The organism is Variovorax sp. M-6 (assembly GCF_052114385.1).
Classification (GTDB): domain Bacteria; phylum Pseudomonadota; class Gammaproteobacteria; order Burkholderiales; family Burkholderiaceae_C; genus Variovorax.
Window position 1 is genome coordinate 80,872 of sequence record NZ_JBFREQ010000004.1, and the last position, 12,297, is coordinate 93,168.

The 12,297-nt window shown below is 69.6% G+C and carries 14 protein-coding genes and 1 riboswitch; of the genes, 5 read left to right on the top strand and 9 right to left on the bottom strand.

The annotated features are described in order from the left end of the window. Window positions 1-116 precede the first annotated feature (116 nt). Genes cobO through AB4Z46_RS06260 form a run of 6 tightly spaced genes read right to left on the bottom strand, consistent with a single transcriptional unit; the run spans window position 117 to window position 5,864 of the window. Window positions 117-686, bottom strand: a complete 570-nt coding sequence (gene cobO / locus AB4Z46_RS06235; protein WP_442282611.1) for a cob(I)yrinic acid a,c-diamide adenosyltransferase — start codon at window positions 684-686, stop codon at window positions 117-119. Between the two features lie 38 nt (window positions 687-724). After that, window positions 725-1,516, bottom strand: a complete 792-nt coding sequence (locus AB4Z46_RS06240) for an ABC transporter ATP-binding protein (RefSeq protein ID WP_442282612.1) — start codon at window positions 1,514-1,516, stop codon at window positions 725-727. Then, on the bottom strand, window positions 1,513-2,517 hold the full coding sequence (locus tag AB4Z46_RS06245; protein ID WP_442282613.1) for a FecCD family ABC transporter permease: 1,005 nt from the start codon (window positions 2,515-2,517) through the stop codon (window positions 1,513-1,515). Before AB4Z46_RS06245 ends, AB4Z46_RS06240 begins: the two co-directional genes overlap by 4 nt. A 34-nt stretch (window positions 2,518-2,551) precedes the next feature. After that, window positions 2,552-3,409 (bottom strand): ABC transporter substrate-binding protein, encoded by an 858-nt coding sequence (locus AB4Z46_RS06250; RefSeq protein WP_442282820.1) that lies wholly within the window; start codon window positions 3,407-3,409, stop codon window positions 2,552-2,554. 2 nt (window positions 3,410-3,411) lie between these two features. Next, complete coding sequence (locus tag AB4Z46_RS06255; protein ID WP_442282614.1) at window positions 3,412-3,978, bottom strand: bifunctional adenosylcobinamide kinase/adenosylcobinamide-phosphate guanylyltransferase; 567 nt, start codon at window positions 3,976-3,978, stop codon at window positions 3,412-3,414. Then, complete coding sequence (locus AB4Z46_RS06260; protein WP_442282615.1) at window positions 3,975-5,864, bottom strand: TonB-dependent receptor domain-containing protein; 1,890 nt, start codon at window positions 5,862-5,864, stop codon at window positions 3,975-3,977. The genes AB4Z46_RS06255 and AB4Z46_RS06260 overlap by 4 nt, the downstream gene beginning before the upstream one ends. 81 nt (window positions 5,865-5,945) lie before the next feature. Then, window positions 5,946-6,183, bottom strand: a riboswitch (cobalamin riboswitch). A 68-nt stretch (window positions 6,184-6,251) separates the two neighbouring features. Here AB4Z46_RS06260 and AB4Z46_RS06265 point away from each other — a divergent pair. The 5 genes from AB4Z46_RS06265 to AB4Z46_RS06285 all read left to right on the top strand — a co-directional run bounded on the left by AB4Z46_RS06265 (window position 6,252) and on the right by AB4Z46_RS06285 (window position 8,920). After that, window positions 6,252-6,476 (top strand): DUF904 domain-containing protein, encoded by a 225-nt coding sequence (locus tag AB4Z46_RS06265; RefSeq protein WP_442282616.1) that lies wholly within the window; start codon window positions 6,252-6,254, stop codon window positions 6,474-6,476. Continuing rightward, window positions 6,476-6,793 carry a cell division protein ZapA gene (locus tag AB4Z46_RS06270; RefSeq protein WP_442282617.1) on the top strand — a complete coding sequence of 106 codons (318 nt, stop codon included), beginning with the start codon at window positions 6,476-6,478 and terminating at the stop codon, window positions 6,791-6,793. Before AB4Z46_RS06265 ends, AB4Z46_RS06270 begins: the two co-directional genes overlap by 1 nt. A gap of 278 nt (window positions 6,794-7,071) precedes the next feature. Then, complete coding sequence (locus AB4Z46_RS06275; RefSeq protein WP_442282618.1) at window positions 7,072-7,887, top strand: sulfite exporter TauE/SafE family protein; 816 nt, start codon at window positions 7,072-7,074, stop codon at window positions 7,885-7,887. A gap of 98 nt (window positions 7,888-7,985) precedes the next feature. Then, window positions 7,986-8,429, top strand: a complete 444-nt coding sequence (locus AB4Z46_RS06280; RefSeq protein ID WP_442282619.1) for a universal stress protein — start codon at window positions 7,986-7,988, stop codon at window positions 8,427-8,429. Between the two features lie 65 nt (window positions 8,430-8,494). Next, window positions 8,495-8,920 (top strand): universal stress protein, encoded by a 426-nt coding sequence (locus tag AB4Z46_RS06285; RefSeq protein ID WP_442282620.1) that lies wholly within the window; start codon window positions 8,495-8,497, stop codon window positions 8,918-8,920. Between the two features lie 10 nt (window positions 8,921-8,930). On the opposite strand, the gene AB4Z46_RS06290 is transcribed toward AB4Z46_RS06285, so the two are convergent. Genes AB4Z46_RS06290 through AB4Z46_RS06300 form a run of 3 tightly spaced genes read right to left on the bottom strand, consistent with a single transcriptional unit; the run spans window position 8,931 to window position 12,242 of the window. After that, the gene (locus AB4Z46_RS06290; protein WP_442282621.1) at window positions 8,931-10,475 is read right to left on the bottom strand and encodes a malonate--CoA ligase; all 1,545 of its coding nucleotides are present in this window, start codon (window positions 10,473-10,475) and stop codon (window positions 8,931-8,933) included. Window positions 10,476-10,482: 7 nt separating this feature from the next. Further along, window positions 10,483-11,259, bottom strand: coding sequence for an enoyl-CoA hydratase/isomerase family protein (locus tag AB4Z46_RS06295; protein ID WP_442282622.1), 777 nt, complete (start codon window positions 11,257-11,259; stop codon window positions 10,483-10,485). Beyond that, the gene (locus AB4Z46_RS06300; RefSeq protein WP_442282623.1) at window positions 11,256-12,242 is read right to left on the bottom strand and encodes a Bug family tripartite tricarboxylate transporter substrate binding protein; all 987 of its coding nucleotides are present in this window, start codon (window positions 12,240-12,242) and stop codon (window positions 11,256-11,258) included. The genes AB4Z46_RS06295 and AB4Z46_RS06300 overlap by 4 nt, the downstream gene beginning before the upstream one ends. Between the last annotated feature and the right edge of the window lie 55 nt (window positions 12,243-12,297).

Here is a 12,297-nt window from a genome sequence, read left to right on the forward strand (position 1 = left end):
GTGAGACACCGCGGAACCGGCTTCGCCGGGCCGCCGGTGTCGCCCCCGGCAGGGGGTGGGCGCCCGGACACGAAGTGCCGGGCAACCTGGGGGCGAGCTCAATCTCAAGCTCAAGTTCAATCTTCAATTCCCCGCTGCGCAGGAATGCCGGCCTTGAACGCATGCTTGACCAGCTGCATCTCGGTCACCGTGTCGGCCAGTTCGACGATCTCGGGCGGGCAGCGCCGGCCGGTCAGCACCACGTGCACCTGCTTCGGCCGTGCGCGCAAGGTCTCGAGCACGCCTTCGAGCGGCAGCCAGCCATAGATGAGCGGATAGGTGATCTCGTCGAGCACAACCAGAAAGTGCGCGCCCGAGAGGATCACCGACCGGGCCCTCTCCCAGCCGTCGCGCGCCAGCTGCGCGGAGCGTTCGAGATCCTGGGTCTTCCAGCTGAAGCCGTCGCCCAGGCCCTCGATCGGAATCCCGATCTGCTCGAACATGCGGTGCTCGCCGAAGCGCGCGCTGGGCACCTTCATGAACTGGAAGATCTTGACCGCCTTGCCGCGGCCGTGCGCGCGCAATGCCAGTCCGAAAGCGGCCGTGCTCTTGCCCTTGCCGTCGCCGGTGTTGACGATCACGAGGCCGCGGCGCTCGCCTTCGGGTTTCTCGTAGGGCTTTTCGGTAGGGGGTGTTTCGATCTGCATGAGGTTCCTGACTGAGTGAGCTTCGAGCTTTGCTTTGACTAGTGCGTGACGGCCAGCCACTGGCCTTCCACGCGATGAACGATCACGCGCCGGTCGAACACCGCTTCCAGCGCGCGGTGGGTGGCCGGATCGTCGCAGGCGCCGTGGTGCAGCACGCGGCCCTGAGCCATCACGACCATCGCATCGGCGCACAGCGCGGCGTTGAGCTCGTGCAACACGCTGACCACCGTCCGCCCCCCGGCCACCAGCGCGCGCACGGTCTGCATCCAGTCGGCCTGGTGCGGCGGATCGAGGTTGGCCAGCGGCTCGTCCATCAGCAGCAGTTCGGCCTCGACGGCCAGCGCGCGCGCCAGCAGCACACGCTGGCGTTCGCCGCCCGAGAGCTGGCCGAGCGGCCGCTCGCGCCACTCCCAGGCCTGGGTGCTGCGCAGCGCCCGCTCGACCGCGGCGCGGTCGGCCTCGCTGGGGGCCGCCAGCCAGCGCTGGTGCGGCAGGCGGCCGAGCATCGCGACGTCGTGCACCAGCAGGTCGTCCGCACTGCCCTCGCCCGCGCCGCCCTGGCCGAGCCAGGACAGGCGCTGCGCGCGCGCGCGCCCCGACCAATCCGCCAGCGGCCGGCCGAGCGCACGGAGCTCGCCCCCATGCGCCAGCAGGCCCGCGAGCACCTTGAGCATGGTCGACTTGCCGGCGCCGTTCGGTCCCACGATGCTGGTCCAGCGACCGCCCGCCAGCGCCAGGTCGATACCGTGCAGCACCTCGGCCTGGCCCAGCCTGGCCGTGATGCCGCGCGCCTCGAGCGCGGGCCCGTGAATGGCGACCGGCGCCGTCACAGGCCCCCCCGCGCGCTGCGCCGGTGCATCAGCCACAGCAGGTAGCTGCCGCCGAGCACCGCGGTCAGCACGCCGACCGGCAACTCCTGCGGCGCGACCAGCCAGCGCGCGAGCAGGTCGGCGGCCATCAGCAGCAAGCCGCCCATGGCGGCCGACAGGACGATGAGTCGCGCATGCGTGGTCTTCACGACCGAGCGCACCAGGTGCGGCGCCGCCAGGCCGACGAAGGCGATCAGCCCGGTCTGCGCCACGGCCGTGCCGGTGGCCAGCGCCAGCACCGCGACCAGCGCGGCACGCATCGCGCCCAGCGGCAGGCCGAGGCTGGCGGCCGTGGCTTCGCCGAGCGCGAGCCCGTCGAGCACCGGCGCCAGCGCCCAGGCCAGCAGCAGGCAGAGCGCACCCAGGCCGCCCATCACGGCGCAGGCGCTCCAGCCGACCAGCCCGGTGCTGCCGAGCATGAAGCCCTGGATCGCCTGCAGGATGTCGGCCGAGGCGATCGTGAGCAGGTCCTTGGCCGCGCCCAGGACCACGCCGACGATCACGCCGGCGAGCAGCAGCCTGAGCGTCTGCTGGACGCCGCGCGCCAGCACCAGCGTGAGCATCACCGCGAGCACCGCGCCCAGAAAGGCCGCCCCTGTGAGGCCGAGCCGCACCACCCATTGGGTGCTGACCGGCGAGAGTCCGAACAGCGTCAGCGCCAGGGCCACACCCAGCGAGGCCCCGGAGGCGCTGCCGAGCAGGTACGGGTCGGCCAGCGGATTGCGGAACAGCCCCTGCGCCACCGCGCCCGCCAGGCCCAGCAGCGCGCCGGCAAGCCACGCACCCAGCGTGCGCGGCAAGCGGATGTCCCAGACGATCTGCAGGGCCACCGGATCGTGTCCGGCCGCCAGCACGTTCTCGAAGCCGGTGCTGCCGACGCCCGCGCCCAGCAGGAGCAGCAGCAGGGCCGAGAGGACCAGCACGATGCCCAGCGCCAGCGCGCGGCGGTGCTGGCTCTTCACCGGCGGCCTCGCGGCGCATGCACGCAGGAAACCGTCATCGCGCCTTCTCCTGCAGGCACTGGGCCATCAGCCGCGCGGCTTCGCCCATGCGCGGCCCGGGACGCACCAGCACGTCCGACTCGGCGGCGCTGAAACGGCAGATGCGGCCTTCGCGCACCGCCCGGATGGCGCCCCAGCCCGGTCGCTGCTCCAGCCCCTGCGCGCTGCGTTCGCCGACCATGATCAGGTCGGGATTGGCCCGCACCACGAACTCGGGGTTGAGCTTCGGAAACGGACCGAGCGCGGCCGGCACGATGTTCTTCACGCCGAGCCGCGCGAGCGTCTCGCCGATGAAGGAGGCCTCGCCCGCCGCATAGGGCGCGCTGTTGACCTCGAAATACACGCGCGTGCGCGCCACGCCCGCGGGCAGCGACTGCGCCGCCGCCGACACGCTGGCGTCGATCGCGCGCCACACCGCCTGCGCATCGTCCACGCCCAGCACCCGGCCCAGTGCGTCGAGCACGCGGCGCACGTCCGCATGGTTCTTCGGTTCGAGCACCAGCACCCGCAGCCCGAGGCCCTCGAGCCGCTCGGTGACCCGTGACGACTTCGACAACAGCACCAGGTCGGGCTTGAGCGCGACGATCGCCTCCACGTTCGGGTCCAGCCCGCCGCCGACTTGCGGCAACGCCCGCACCGGCGCGGGCCAGTTGGAATAGCGATCGACACCGACCAGCCGCGCGCAGGCGCCCAGCGTGCAGACCGATTCCGTCAGCGAAGGCAGCAGGCTCACGATGCGCTGCGGCGGCCGCGGCAGGTCCACCGGGACGCCGCGTTCGTCGGTCACGACCGCCGCCTGGGCCACCACGCCCAACCAGCCGCACAGGGCCGCGCAGGCCAGCCGCGCAAGCATCTTCATGCGAGCTCCTTCAAGGTCAGCGGCAGTCCGGCCGCCATCAGCGTGACGCGCTCGCAGGCCGCGGCGACCTGCTGGTTGAGTCCGCCGAGCGCATCGACGAACCGGCGCACCTCGCGGCCCAGCGGGATCACGCCCAGCCCGATCTCGTTGCCGACCAGCACCAGCGGGCCGGGCGCGTCGGCGATCGCGCCCAGCAGTTCGGCGATCGCGCGATCGGCACCCACGCGCGCACGCGGCGGTCCGGGCGGCGCCATGAGGTTGGTGAGCCACAGGGTGAGACAGTCGACCAGCACCAGCGTGCCGGGAGCGCCGTGGTCGCGGATCGCCTGCGCCAGCGCCAGCGGCTCCTCGACCGTGGTCATCGCCGGCACCCGCGCCGCGCGGTCGTCGCGGTGCCTGGCGATGCGCGCCCGCATCTCCGCGTCCAGCGCCTGCGCCGTCGCGATCAGCACCGCGCGATGCGCGGGCGAGCGGGCGAGCCACGCCGCGGCGAGCTGCTCGCCGCGGCGCGACTTGCCGCTCTTCTGACCGCCGAGGATCAGTTCGCGGCGGGCCATGCTCATTTCGGCTGCCACCGCACGGTCAGGAACGCGGCGCGCCCTTGCTGGTTGTAGCCATAGGCGGTTTCATACTGCTCGTCGGTCAGGTTCGTGACACGGGCCTGGACCGACCAGTCCTTGGCAAAGCGATAGTCCACATAGAGATCGAACGTGGTGTAGCCGCCGAGTGTGCGCGTGTTCGCCGCGTCGTCAAAGCGGCTGCCCACGTTCAGCGCCGAGCCGCCGAGCTTCCAGGCGCCCACCGCGTAGTCGACCCCCAGCGACGCCTGGTTCTTCGCCCGCCGCGGCAGTTGCTTGCCGGTGCCCTCGTTGCGCGGGTCGAGCGAGTCGTAGCTCGCGTGCAGGCCCAGGGCGCCGAACTGCCCGTCGTAGCTCAGCGTGCCGCCTTCGATGCGCGCGCGCGGAATGTTCTGCGGCAGCGTCGTGTTGGTGATGAAGCCCTGGATCTTGTTGTCGTAGCCCACCAGCTTGACCGTGTGGGCGCCCTGGGTCCAGGTGATCCCGAGGTCGGTGTTCCTGCCCTCCTCCGGCTGCAGCGCCGAATTGCCGAAGCCCGGGAAGTAGAGCTGGTTGAACGAGGGTGCCGCGAAGCTGGTGCCCTGCGACACGTTGACGCGCCAGTTCGGCGTGATGCGGTAGGCATAGCCGGCGAACCAGGTGTTGCTGTCGCCGAACTGCGAATTGCTGTCGTGCCGCGCGTCGAGCTGCCAGCTGTGGGCGCCCGAATTGCCGTTGAGCCCGACGAAGCCCGAATCGATGGCGCGGTCGGTCACGGTGTAGCGGGTGTCGCTCTTCACGTCCTGCTCGCGGCGCTCGAGCCCGACGACCACGGTGCCGATCGGCGTCACGATGTCGTTCTGCCAGAGGTACTGGTCCTGCGTCGTCTCGAACAGGCCCGGCAGGTTGAACGGCGCGGCCACGATCGCGCGGGTGTAGTCCTCGCTGCGCGAGTAGCGCAGCTGGGTGGTCCAGTTCGACATCACGAGGCCGCGGGCGCCGACGTAGCCGGCCTGGGTGCGCAGGGTGCCGCGCGTGTCGCGGTTCGGGCCGTCGTCGAAGCGGTTCAGCCCGTCGGCGTAGAGCATGGCGGCGTCGAATTTCCAGTCCGGGTTGAGCTGGTAGCCGAACGAGGCGTTGACCGCGGTCTGGTTGAAGGGGTCGTCGTCCGGGTTGAAGTTGCCGAACTGCACGTTGCGGTTGGTCGACGAGAACTTCGCGTTGAGCGTGCGCGCGACGTCGAGCGAATAGGTCGCGGCCCCCGCGGCGCCGCTGAAGCCGCCGGTGATCTGCTTGTAGCTCTCGCTGCCGACCGTGGTCGAGGCGTGCGGGGCGAACACCGTCTCGCCCGGGCTCGCCCTGCGCGTGAAGATCTGCACCACGCCGCCGACGCCGTCGCTGCCGTAGAGCGCCGAGGCCGGACCCTTGACCACTTCGATCCGGTCGATCATCTCGACCGGGATGTTGTCCCACACCGGCGTGCCGAGCGTGGCGGAGCTGTAGCGAACGCCGTCGATCAACAGGATCGTGTGGCGCGCCTCGGCGCCGCGGATGAACACGCTGCTCGACTTGCCGGCGCCGCCATTGGCCGAGATCTGCACGCCGGCGAGCCGGGCCAGGATTTCGGGCAGCGTGCGGCTCGCCTGCTGCTCGATTTGCTCCCGGTCGATGACCACGGTGTCGGACACCAGCTCGTCGGCGCGGGTCGGCACCCGGGTCGCGGTAACCACCATCTCGGGCAGCGCGGGTGCGGCCTCCTGGGCGAACGCCAGCGTGGGGAGGCCGGCAGCACCGGCGATCAAGGCCGCAACGGCCGACGAAATGGCATGGGCGCGCAGCGGCCGCGGCAAGGCGCACCGGGAGGCGGGCGTGGAAGAAACGCAGGTTTTCATGGGGGCGACGACAGGTCAATGTCCTTCGCCGGCTTCCCCGCCGGCATTCGGACGTCATGGCCGCCTGCATGCTTCGCGCATGCGGCAGCCGCCTCGTTGGCCGGTATCCGGGCTGGCAGTGCCACCCTCGTCGCCTTCCCGGGCACCTGTTTCAGGGCACCCAGTGGCTGATGACGAAGGCGGCGCCCGAGGGCGCCGACTGCTTGACCGTTGCGGGGGCAGCGCAGGTTGGTTCGGCCCCGGGGGGCTTCGACTCCTGCTTCCCGTTGAACTGCGACGCGTGAACCGCGGCGCGAGCACCAACGAACGGAATTGTAGGGTTTGTCGGCATGCGCCCGGAACGACGGGGCGCAACCGCGCCGGCGGCGGAATCTACAATCGCCCTCCATGCCAGCATCGAGCCGTATTGACCAGATCGCCGAGCGCGTCGAGCGCCTGCTCGTGCGCCACGAAGAAGTACAGCGCACCAATGCGTTGCTGCAAGACCAGGTCGACGCGCTCACGCGCGAACGCGACGCGCTCAAATCGCGGCTCGCCGCGGCGCGCACGCGCCTCGACGCCCTGCTCGATCAGCTCCCGGTCGAACCCTCCCAAGACGCCAGCTCTTCCTGATGAAACAAATCGAAGTCCAGATCATGGGCCAGAGCTACCTGCTCGGCTGCCCCGAAGGCGGCGAGGCGCAACTGCGCGACGCGGTCGAACGCGTCGACGGCGCGATGTGCAAGATCCGCGATGCCGGCAAGGTCAAGGCCCGCGACCGCATCGCGGTGCTGGCCTCGCTCAACCTGGCCTTCGACCTGGTGCAGCGCGAAGCCGCGCCGGCCCCGGCGCCTGCGACGGCTCCTGACGCCACCGAAGACGACGCTCGCGCCACGCAATTGATCCAGCGGCTCGACCAGGCCCTCGCCGGCGACGGGCATTTGCTCTGAAGATCCGGCGCGCCCGCTGCGGCAGGGCGTAAAATACGCATCGTCTGCGGTGCGAGGCTGGGCTCTATATTTCCTTGTACCAATGCTCTCCGGAGCAGGGCTTGGAATATCGCTTGGCAGGTGTGATCATCTCGCGTCAGATGAACCCGAAGCCTTGCTGACCTCGCCCACCTGAACCCTGGTTCAGGATGCGGGTTCGGCTCACACTCGCAGACACCCTTCACTGACAGCCACGGCCCCGCGAATCGGCGCCGTGGCTTTTTTCTGGACCCGTGCGCATGACCATCGAACCCCTGCTGATCGCCGAACTCGCCCTGCTAGGCGTCGGCACCGGCTTCCTCGCCGGCCTGCTCGGCATCGGCGGCGGCATGCTGATGGTGCCGTTCATCACGATCATCCTCGGCCAGCGCGGCGTCGCCGCCGACCTCGCAGTCAAGATGGCGATCGCGACCTCGATGGCGACCATCATCTTCACCTCGATCTCCAGCGTGCGCGCCCACCACCGGCGCGGCGCGGTGCGCTGGGACATCGTCAAGCGGCTGGCACCCGGCATCGTGATCGGCAGCCTGGCCGGCAGCCTGGGCGTCTTCAGCCTGCTCAAGGGCACTGCGCTGGCGATCTTCTTCGCGCTCTTCGTCGGCTTCTCGGCCACGCAGATGTTCCTCGACAAGAAGCCCAAGCCGACGCGCCAGATGCCGGGCACCGCGGGCCAGCTCGGGGCCGGCGGCGCGATCGGTTTCATCTCCGGCCTGGTCGGCGCCGGCGGCGGCTTCATCAGCGTCCCGTTCATGACCTGGTGCAACGTCGCGATCCACAACGCGGTCGCCACCAGCGCGGCACTCGGGTTCCCGATCGCGGTCGCCAACGTGGCCGGCTATGTGGCCAGTGGCCAGTCGGTGCAGGGCCTGCCAGCCGGCTCGTTCGGCTACATCTGGCTGCCGGCGCTGGCGGTGATCGCGGTCTGCAGCTTCCTCGTGGCGCCGCTCGGCGCCCGGGCGGCGCACAGCCTCCCGGTGGGCAAGCTCAAGCGCGTGTTCGGGAGCATCCTCTACCTGCTGGCGGCCTACATGCTCTGGAAAGGGCTGCACGGCTGAGGGCCTGCGCATTTCACCCCGCGGCTTGACGTGAATCAAGCCGGGGCGCACGGCACCTGCCTTAAGCTCAGGGGATCCACTCACGCACGGAGATCTCCATGTTCAAGCGCATCCTGGTCGCCACCGACGGCTCCCCGCTCTCGCAGAAGGCGGTGACGAGCGCCATCGCCATGGCGGCCCTGAACGGCGCCGAGCTGGTCGCGCTCACCGTGGTGCCCCGCTATCCGACGAACTACTTCGAGGGCGCCGCGGTCTTCACGCCCGAAGACATCGGGCGCATCGAGAAACAGTGGACGGAAGCGGCGCAGGCCACGCTCGACGCGATCGCCAGGCAAGCGGAGGCCAGCGGCGTCAGGACCAAGACAGCGACGGTCAGCGCCGACCTCGTGGCCGAGGCGATCATCGGCGCCGCCAAGAAACACCAGAGCGACTTGATCGTGATGGCATCGCACGGCCGCCAGGGCATCAAGCGCCTGCTGCTGGGCAGCGAGACCCAGCACGTTCTCACGCATTCCGAACTGCCCGTCTTGGTCTTGCGCTGAGTCGGGTTTATAACCAAGGCACGCGGTGCTTTCACCGCGCGTCAAGCAACAACGAGAGGCCCTAAATGAAGATTCTGATCGCCGTCGACGGCAGCGCCCACACGCAGAAAGCGCTCGACTACCTGGCGAAGCATCGCAAGATGTTCGTCGACGGCAATGAACTGGTCGTGGTGCACGTCTGTGTCGGTGTGCCGGGTCACGTCACGCGCCACCTGAGCAAGGAAATCGTCAGCGACTACTACGCCGAGGAAGCCGCCAAGGTTCTCGAGCCGGTCAGGGCCACCCTCGCGGGCCTCGGCATCACCGAGTTCAAGGTCGACCAGCGCCACGGCCATGCCGCGGAGGAGATCCTCAAGGCGGCTGCCGCCTCGGGCGCCGAACTGATCGTGATGGGAACGCACGGCCACGGCCTTTTCGGCCGCGCACTGATGGGGTCGGTCGCGACCAAGGTGGTGTCCGAGACCGACATCTCGGTGCTGCTGGTGCAGTAGGCGCAGGCCCTCAATCCCGCGGGACGAAGAGCCCCTTGTGCTGCTCGCGCAGCAGTGCCTTCTGCACCTTGCCCATGGCATTGCGCGGCAGCTCGGTCACCACGAAGCAGCGTTTCGGGATCTTGAAGTTGGCGAGCTTCGCCTTCAGCTCCGCGATGATGGCTTCGCCGTCGAGTGCGGCGCCAGCCCTGGCCGTCACGATGGCCACGCCGACCTCGCCGAAGTCGGCGTGCGGCACGCCGACGATCGCGCTCTCGGCCACGCCGGACATCTCGTTGATGTAGCCCTCGATCTCGGCCGGGTAGACGTTGTAGCCGCCGCTGATGATCAGATCCTTGCTGCGCCCGACGATCGTGACGTAGCCGAGCCCGTCCACCTTGCCGACGTCGCCGGTCTTGAAATAGCCGTCGGCCGTGAATTCTTCCTTCGTCTTTTCGGGCATGCGCCAATAGCCCGCGAACACGTTCGGCCCGTCGACCTCGATGTGGCCGATCTCGTCGGTCGGGCACGGCGCGCCGGCGTCGTCGCGCACCCGCAGCCGCACGCCCGGCAGCGGGAAGCCCACCGTGCCGCCGCGCCGCTCGCCCTGCACCGGGCTGTAGGGGTTGGAGGTCAGCATCGCCGTCTCGCTCATGCCGTAGCGCTCGAGGATCGTGTGGCCCGTGCGCTCGCGCCATTCTTCGAAGGTGTCGATCAGGAGCGGTGCCGAGCCCGAGATGAAGACCCGCATCCGGCGGCAGGCCTTGCGGGTCAGCCCGCGCTCGGCGAGCATGCGCACATAGAGCGTGGGCACGCCCATGAAGACGGTCGCCTCGGGCAGCCGGGCCACCACGCGCGCCGGATCGAAGCGGTTGAACCAGATCATCCTGCTGCCGCTGATCAGCGCGCCGTGGATCGCGACGAAGAGGCCGTGCACATGGAAGATCGGCAGCGCATGGATCAGCACATCGCCATTGCGCCAGCCCCAGTAGTCTTTCAGCACCTCGGCGTTCGACGACAGGTTGCGATGCGTGAGCATCGCGCCCTTGCTGCGGCCGGTGGTGCCGCTGGTGTAGAGGATGGCGGCGAGGTCGTCCTCCCGCTTGGCGGCCACTGCATGCCGGTCGCTGCACTGCGCGGCCACTTCGAGCAGCGTGCCCGTGCGGTCGTCATCGAGCGTGAAGACATGGCGGGTTCCGGCCGCGGTTGCGATCGGCGCCACCCAGGATGCGTTGGCGCTGCTGCAGACCACCACGGCCGGCTCGGCGTTGCCGATGAAGTACTCGATCTCGGCGTTCCGGTAGGCCGTGTTGAGCGGCAGGAAGACATAGCCCGCGCGCAGCGTGGCGAGATACAGCATCATGGCCTCGACCGACTTCTCGACCTGCACCGCGATGCGGGCGCCTTTCTCGAGGTCCAGCGCGTCCAGCAGGTTGGCGATCATCGCGCTCGCGCGGTCCAGGTCGCGCCACGAATAGAAAAGTCCGTCGTCGGTCTCGACCGCGATGGCGTCGAGGTCGGCGGGGAACGCCGCGCGCAGGGCGGCGAAGAGATTGGCGTTGGGAATGTCGGTCATGGCGATCTCAAAAAACGGGGGCCCGCTTGGCCAGGAAGGCAGCGATGCCCTCGCGATGCTCGGCGGAGTCGGCGTAGTCGTAGGCAGTGCGCAACAGGGGCGCGACCGCGTCCTGCGAACCCGCTTGCCGCAGGGCGGAGAAGGTGGCCTTGTTGAGGCGCGCGGCCTCGGGCGCCAGCACCGCAATGCGCTGCGCATGCGCCAGCACGCCTGCGGCCAGCTCGGCATCGGGCAGCACGCGCAGCAGGAAGCCGGCGTCGTACAGCCGCGCCGCGTCGTGGACGCTCGCGGCCAGCAGCATGTCGCGCGCCAGCACGTCCCCGACCGCGCGCTGCACCAAGGCCGCCTCGCGCGGCGCCATCGGGAATCCGAGCTTCGCGATCGGGGCGCCGAACCTGGCGGACGCAGCGGCCAGGCGGATGTCGCAACAGCTCGCAATTTCGATCCCGGCGCCCATGCAGGCGCCCTCGATCCGGGCCACCAGCGGCAGCTCGCAAGCCAGCATGGCGGCCAGCGCGGCCCAGACCTCGTTCTCGTGGAATTCGCGCAGGCTGGCGGCGTCGAAACGGAACGAGGGGTACTCCGAGATGTCGCCACCGGCGCAGAAGGCGCCCCCCTCCCCGCCGACAACCACGCAGCGCAGCGCGGGCTCCCGCGCCAGGCGCTCGAAGGTGTCGCGCAATGCGCGCCACATGCCGCGCGTCATGGCATTGAGCCGGTCCGGGTTCGCGAGCGTCACGAAGGCCAGCGGGCCTTCGATGCGCAGGCCGATCGAAGCTGTCATTCCAGTTTGGCTCCCGAATCCTTGACCACCTTGGCCCAACGCCTGATCTCCGAGTTCACGAAGCTGCCATAGGCCGTCCCCGAGAGATTCGGAATCTCAGAGCCGTTGCTGGCCCAGATCGCCTTCAGTTCTTCGCTGGCGAGGGCCTTCTTCATGTCGTCGACGATCCTGGCCTGTACCTCCGCCGGTGTGCCCTTGGGCGCCCACAACCCGTACCAGGTGGTCACGGTGTAGTCGGGCAAACCGACCTCGGCGGCGCAGGGCACGTCGGGGAAGGCGGGATTGCGCTTGTCGCCGGCCACCATCAGCGCCTTGATCCGGCCGGCCTTGATGTGCTGGGCCGACGAGCCCAGCCCGTCGAACATCACGTCGACGTTGCCGGCGATCAGGTCCTGCAGCGCCGGCCCCGCACCGCGATAGGGGATGTGCGTGATGTACGTGCCGGTCTGCAGCTTGAACAGTTCGCCGGCCAGGTGGTGGGAGGTGCCCGCGCCGGCCGATGCGTAGTTGAGCTTGCCCGGGTTCTGCTTGGCGTTGGCGACGAAGGCCTTCAGCGTGGTCGCGCTGACGCGCTTCGGATTCACCACCACCACCTGCGGCACATTGGCCAGCAGCAGCAGCGGCACGAAATCCCTCTCGAGGTCGTAGTCGAGCTTGGGATAGATCGAGGGCGCGATCGCGTGGTGCACCGCGCCCATGAAGAGCGTGTAGCCGTCCGGCGCCGCCTTGGCGGCGATGCTGGCGCCCACGGTGCCGCCGGCGCCGCCGCGGTTGTCGATCACCAGCGTCTGCCCGGTGATCCGGGTGAATTGCGCCGAGAGCGGCCGCGCGAAAGCGTCGGTGCCTCCGCCGGCCGGGAACGGCACGATCATCGTCACCGGCCGGGTCGGCCAGTTCGACTGCGCGCGCGCGCTGCCGGCCAGGGTGGCGGCGCTCGCCGCGGCCAGACGCAGAAAGTCGCGCCGTTGAAAGCCTGGGGTCATCGGTAGTCTCCTGTTGTTGTTCGAACTGTCGTGCGTCGCGGTCGGCGGCGTGCCG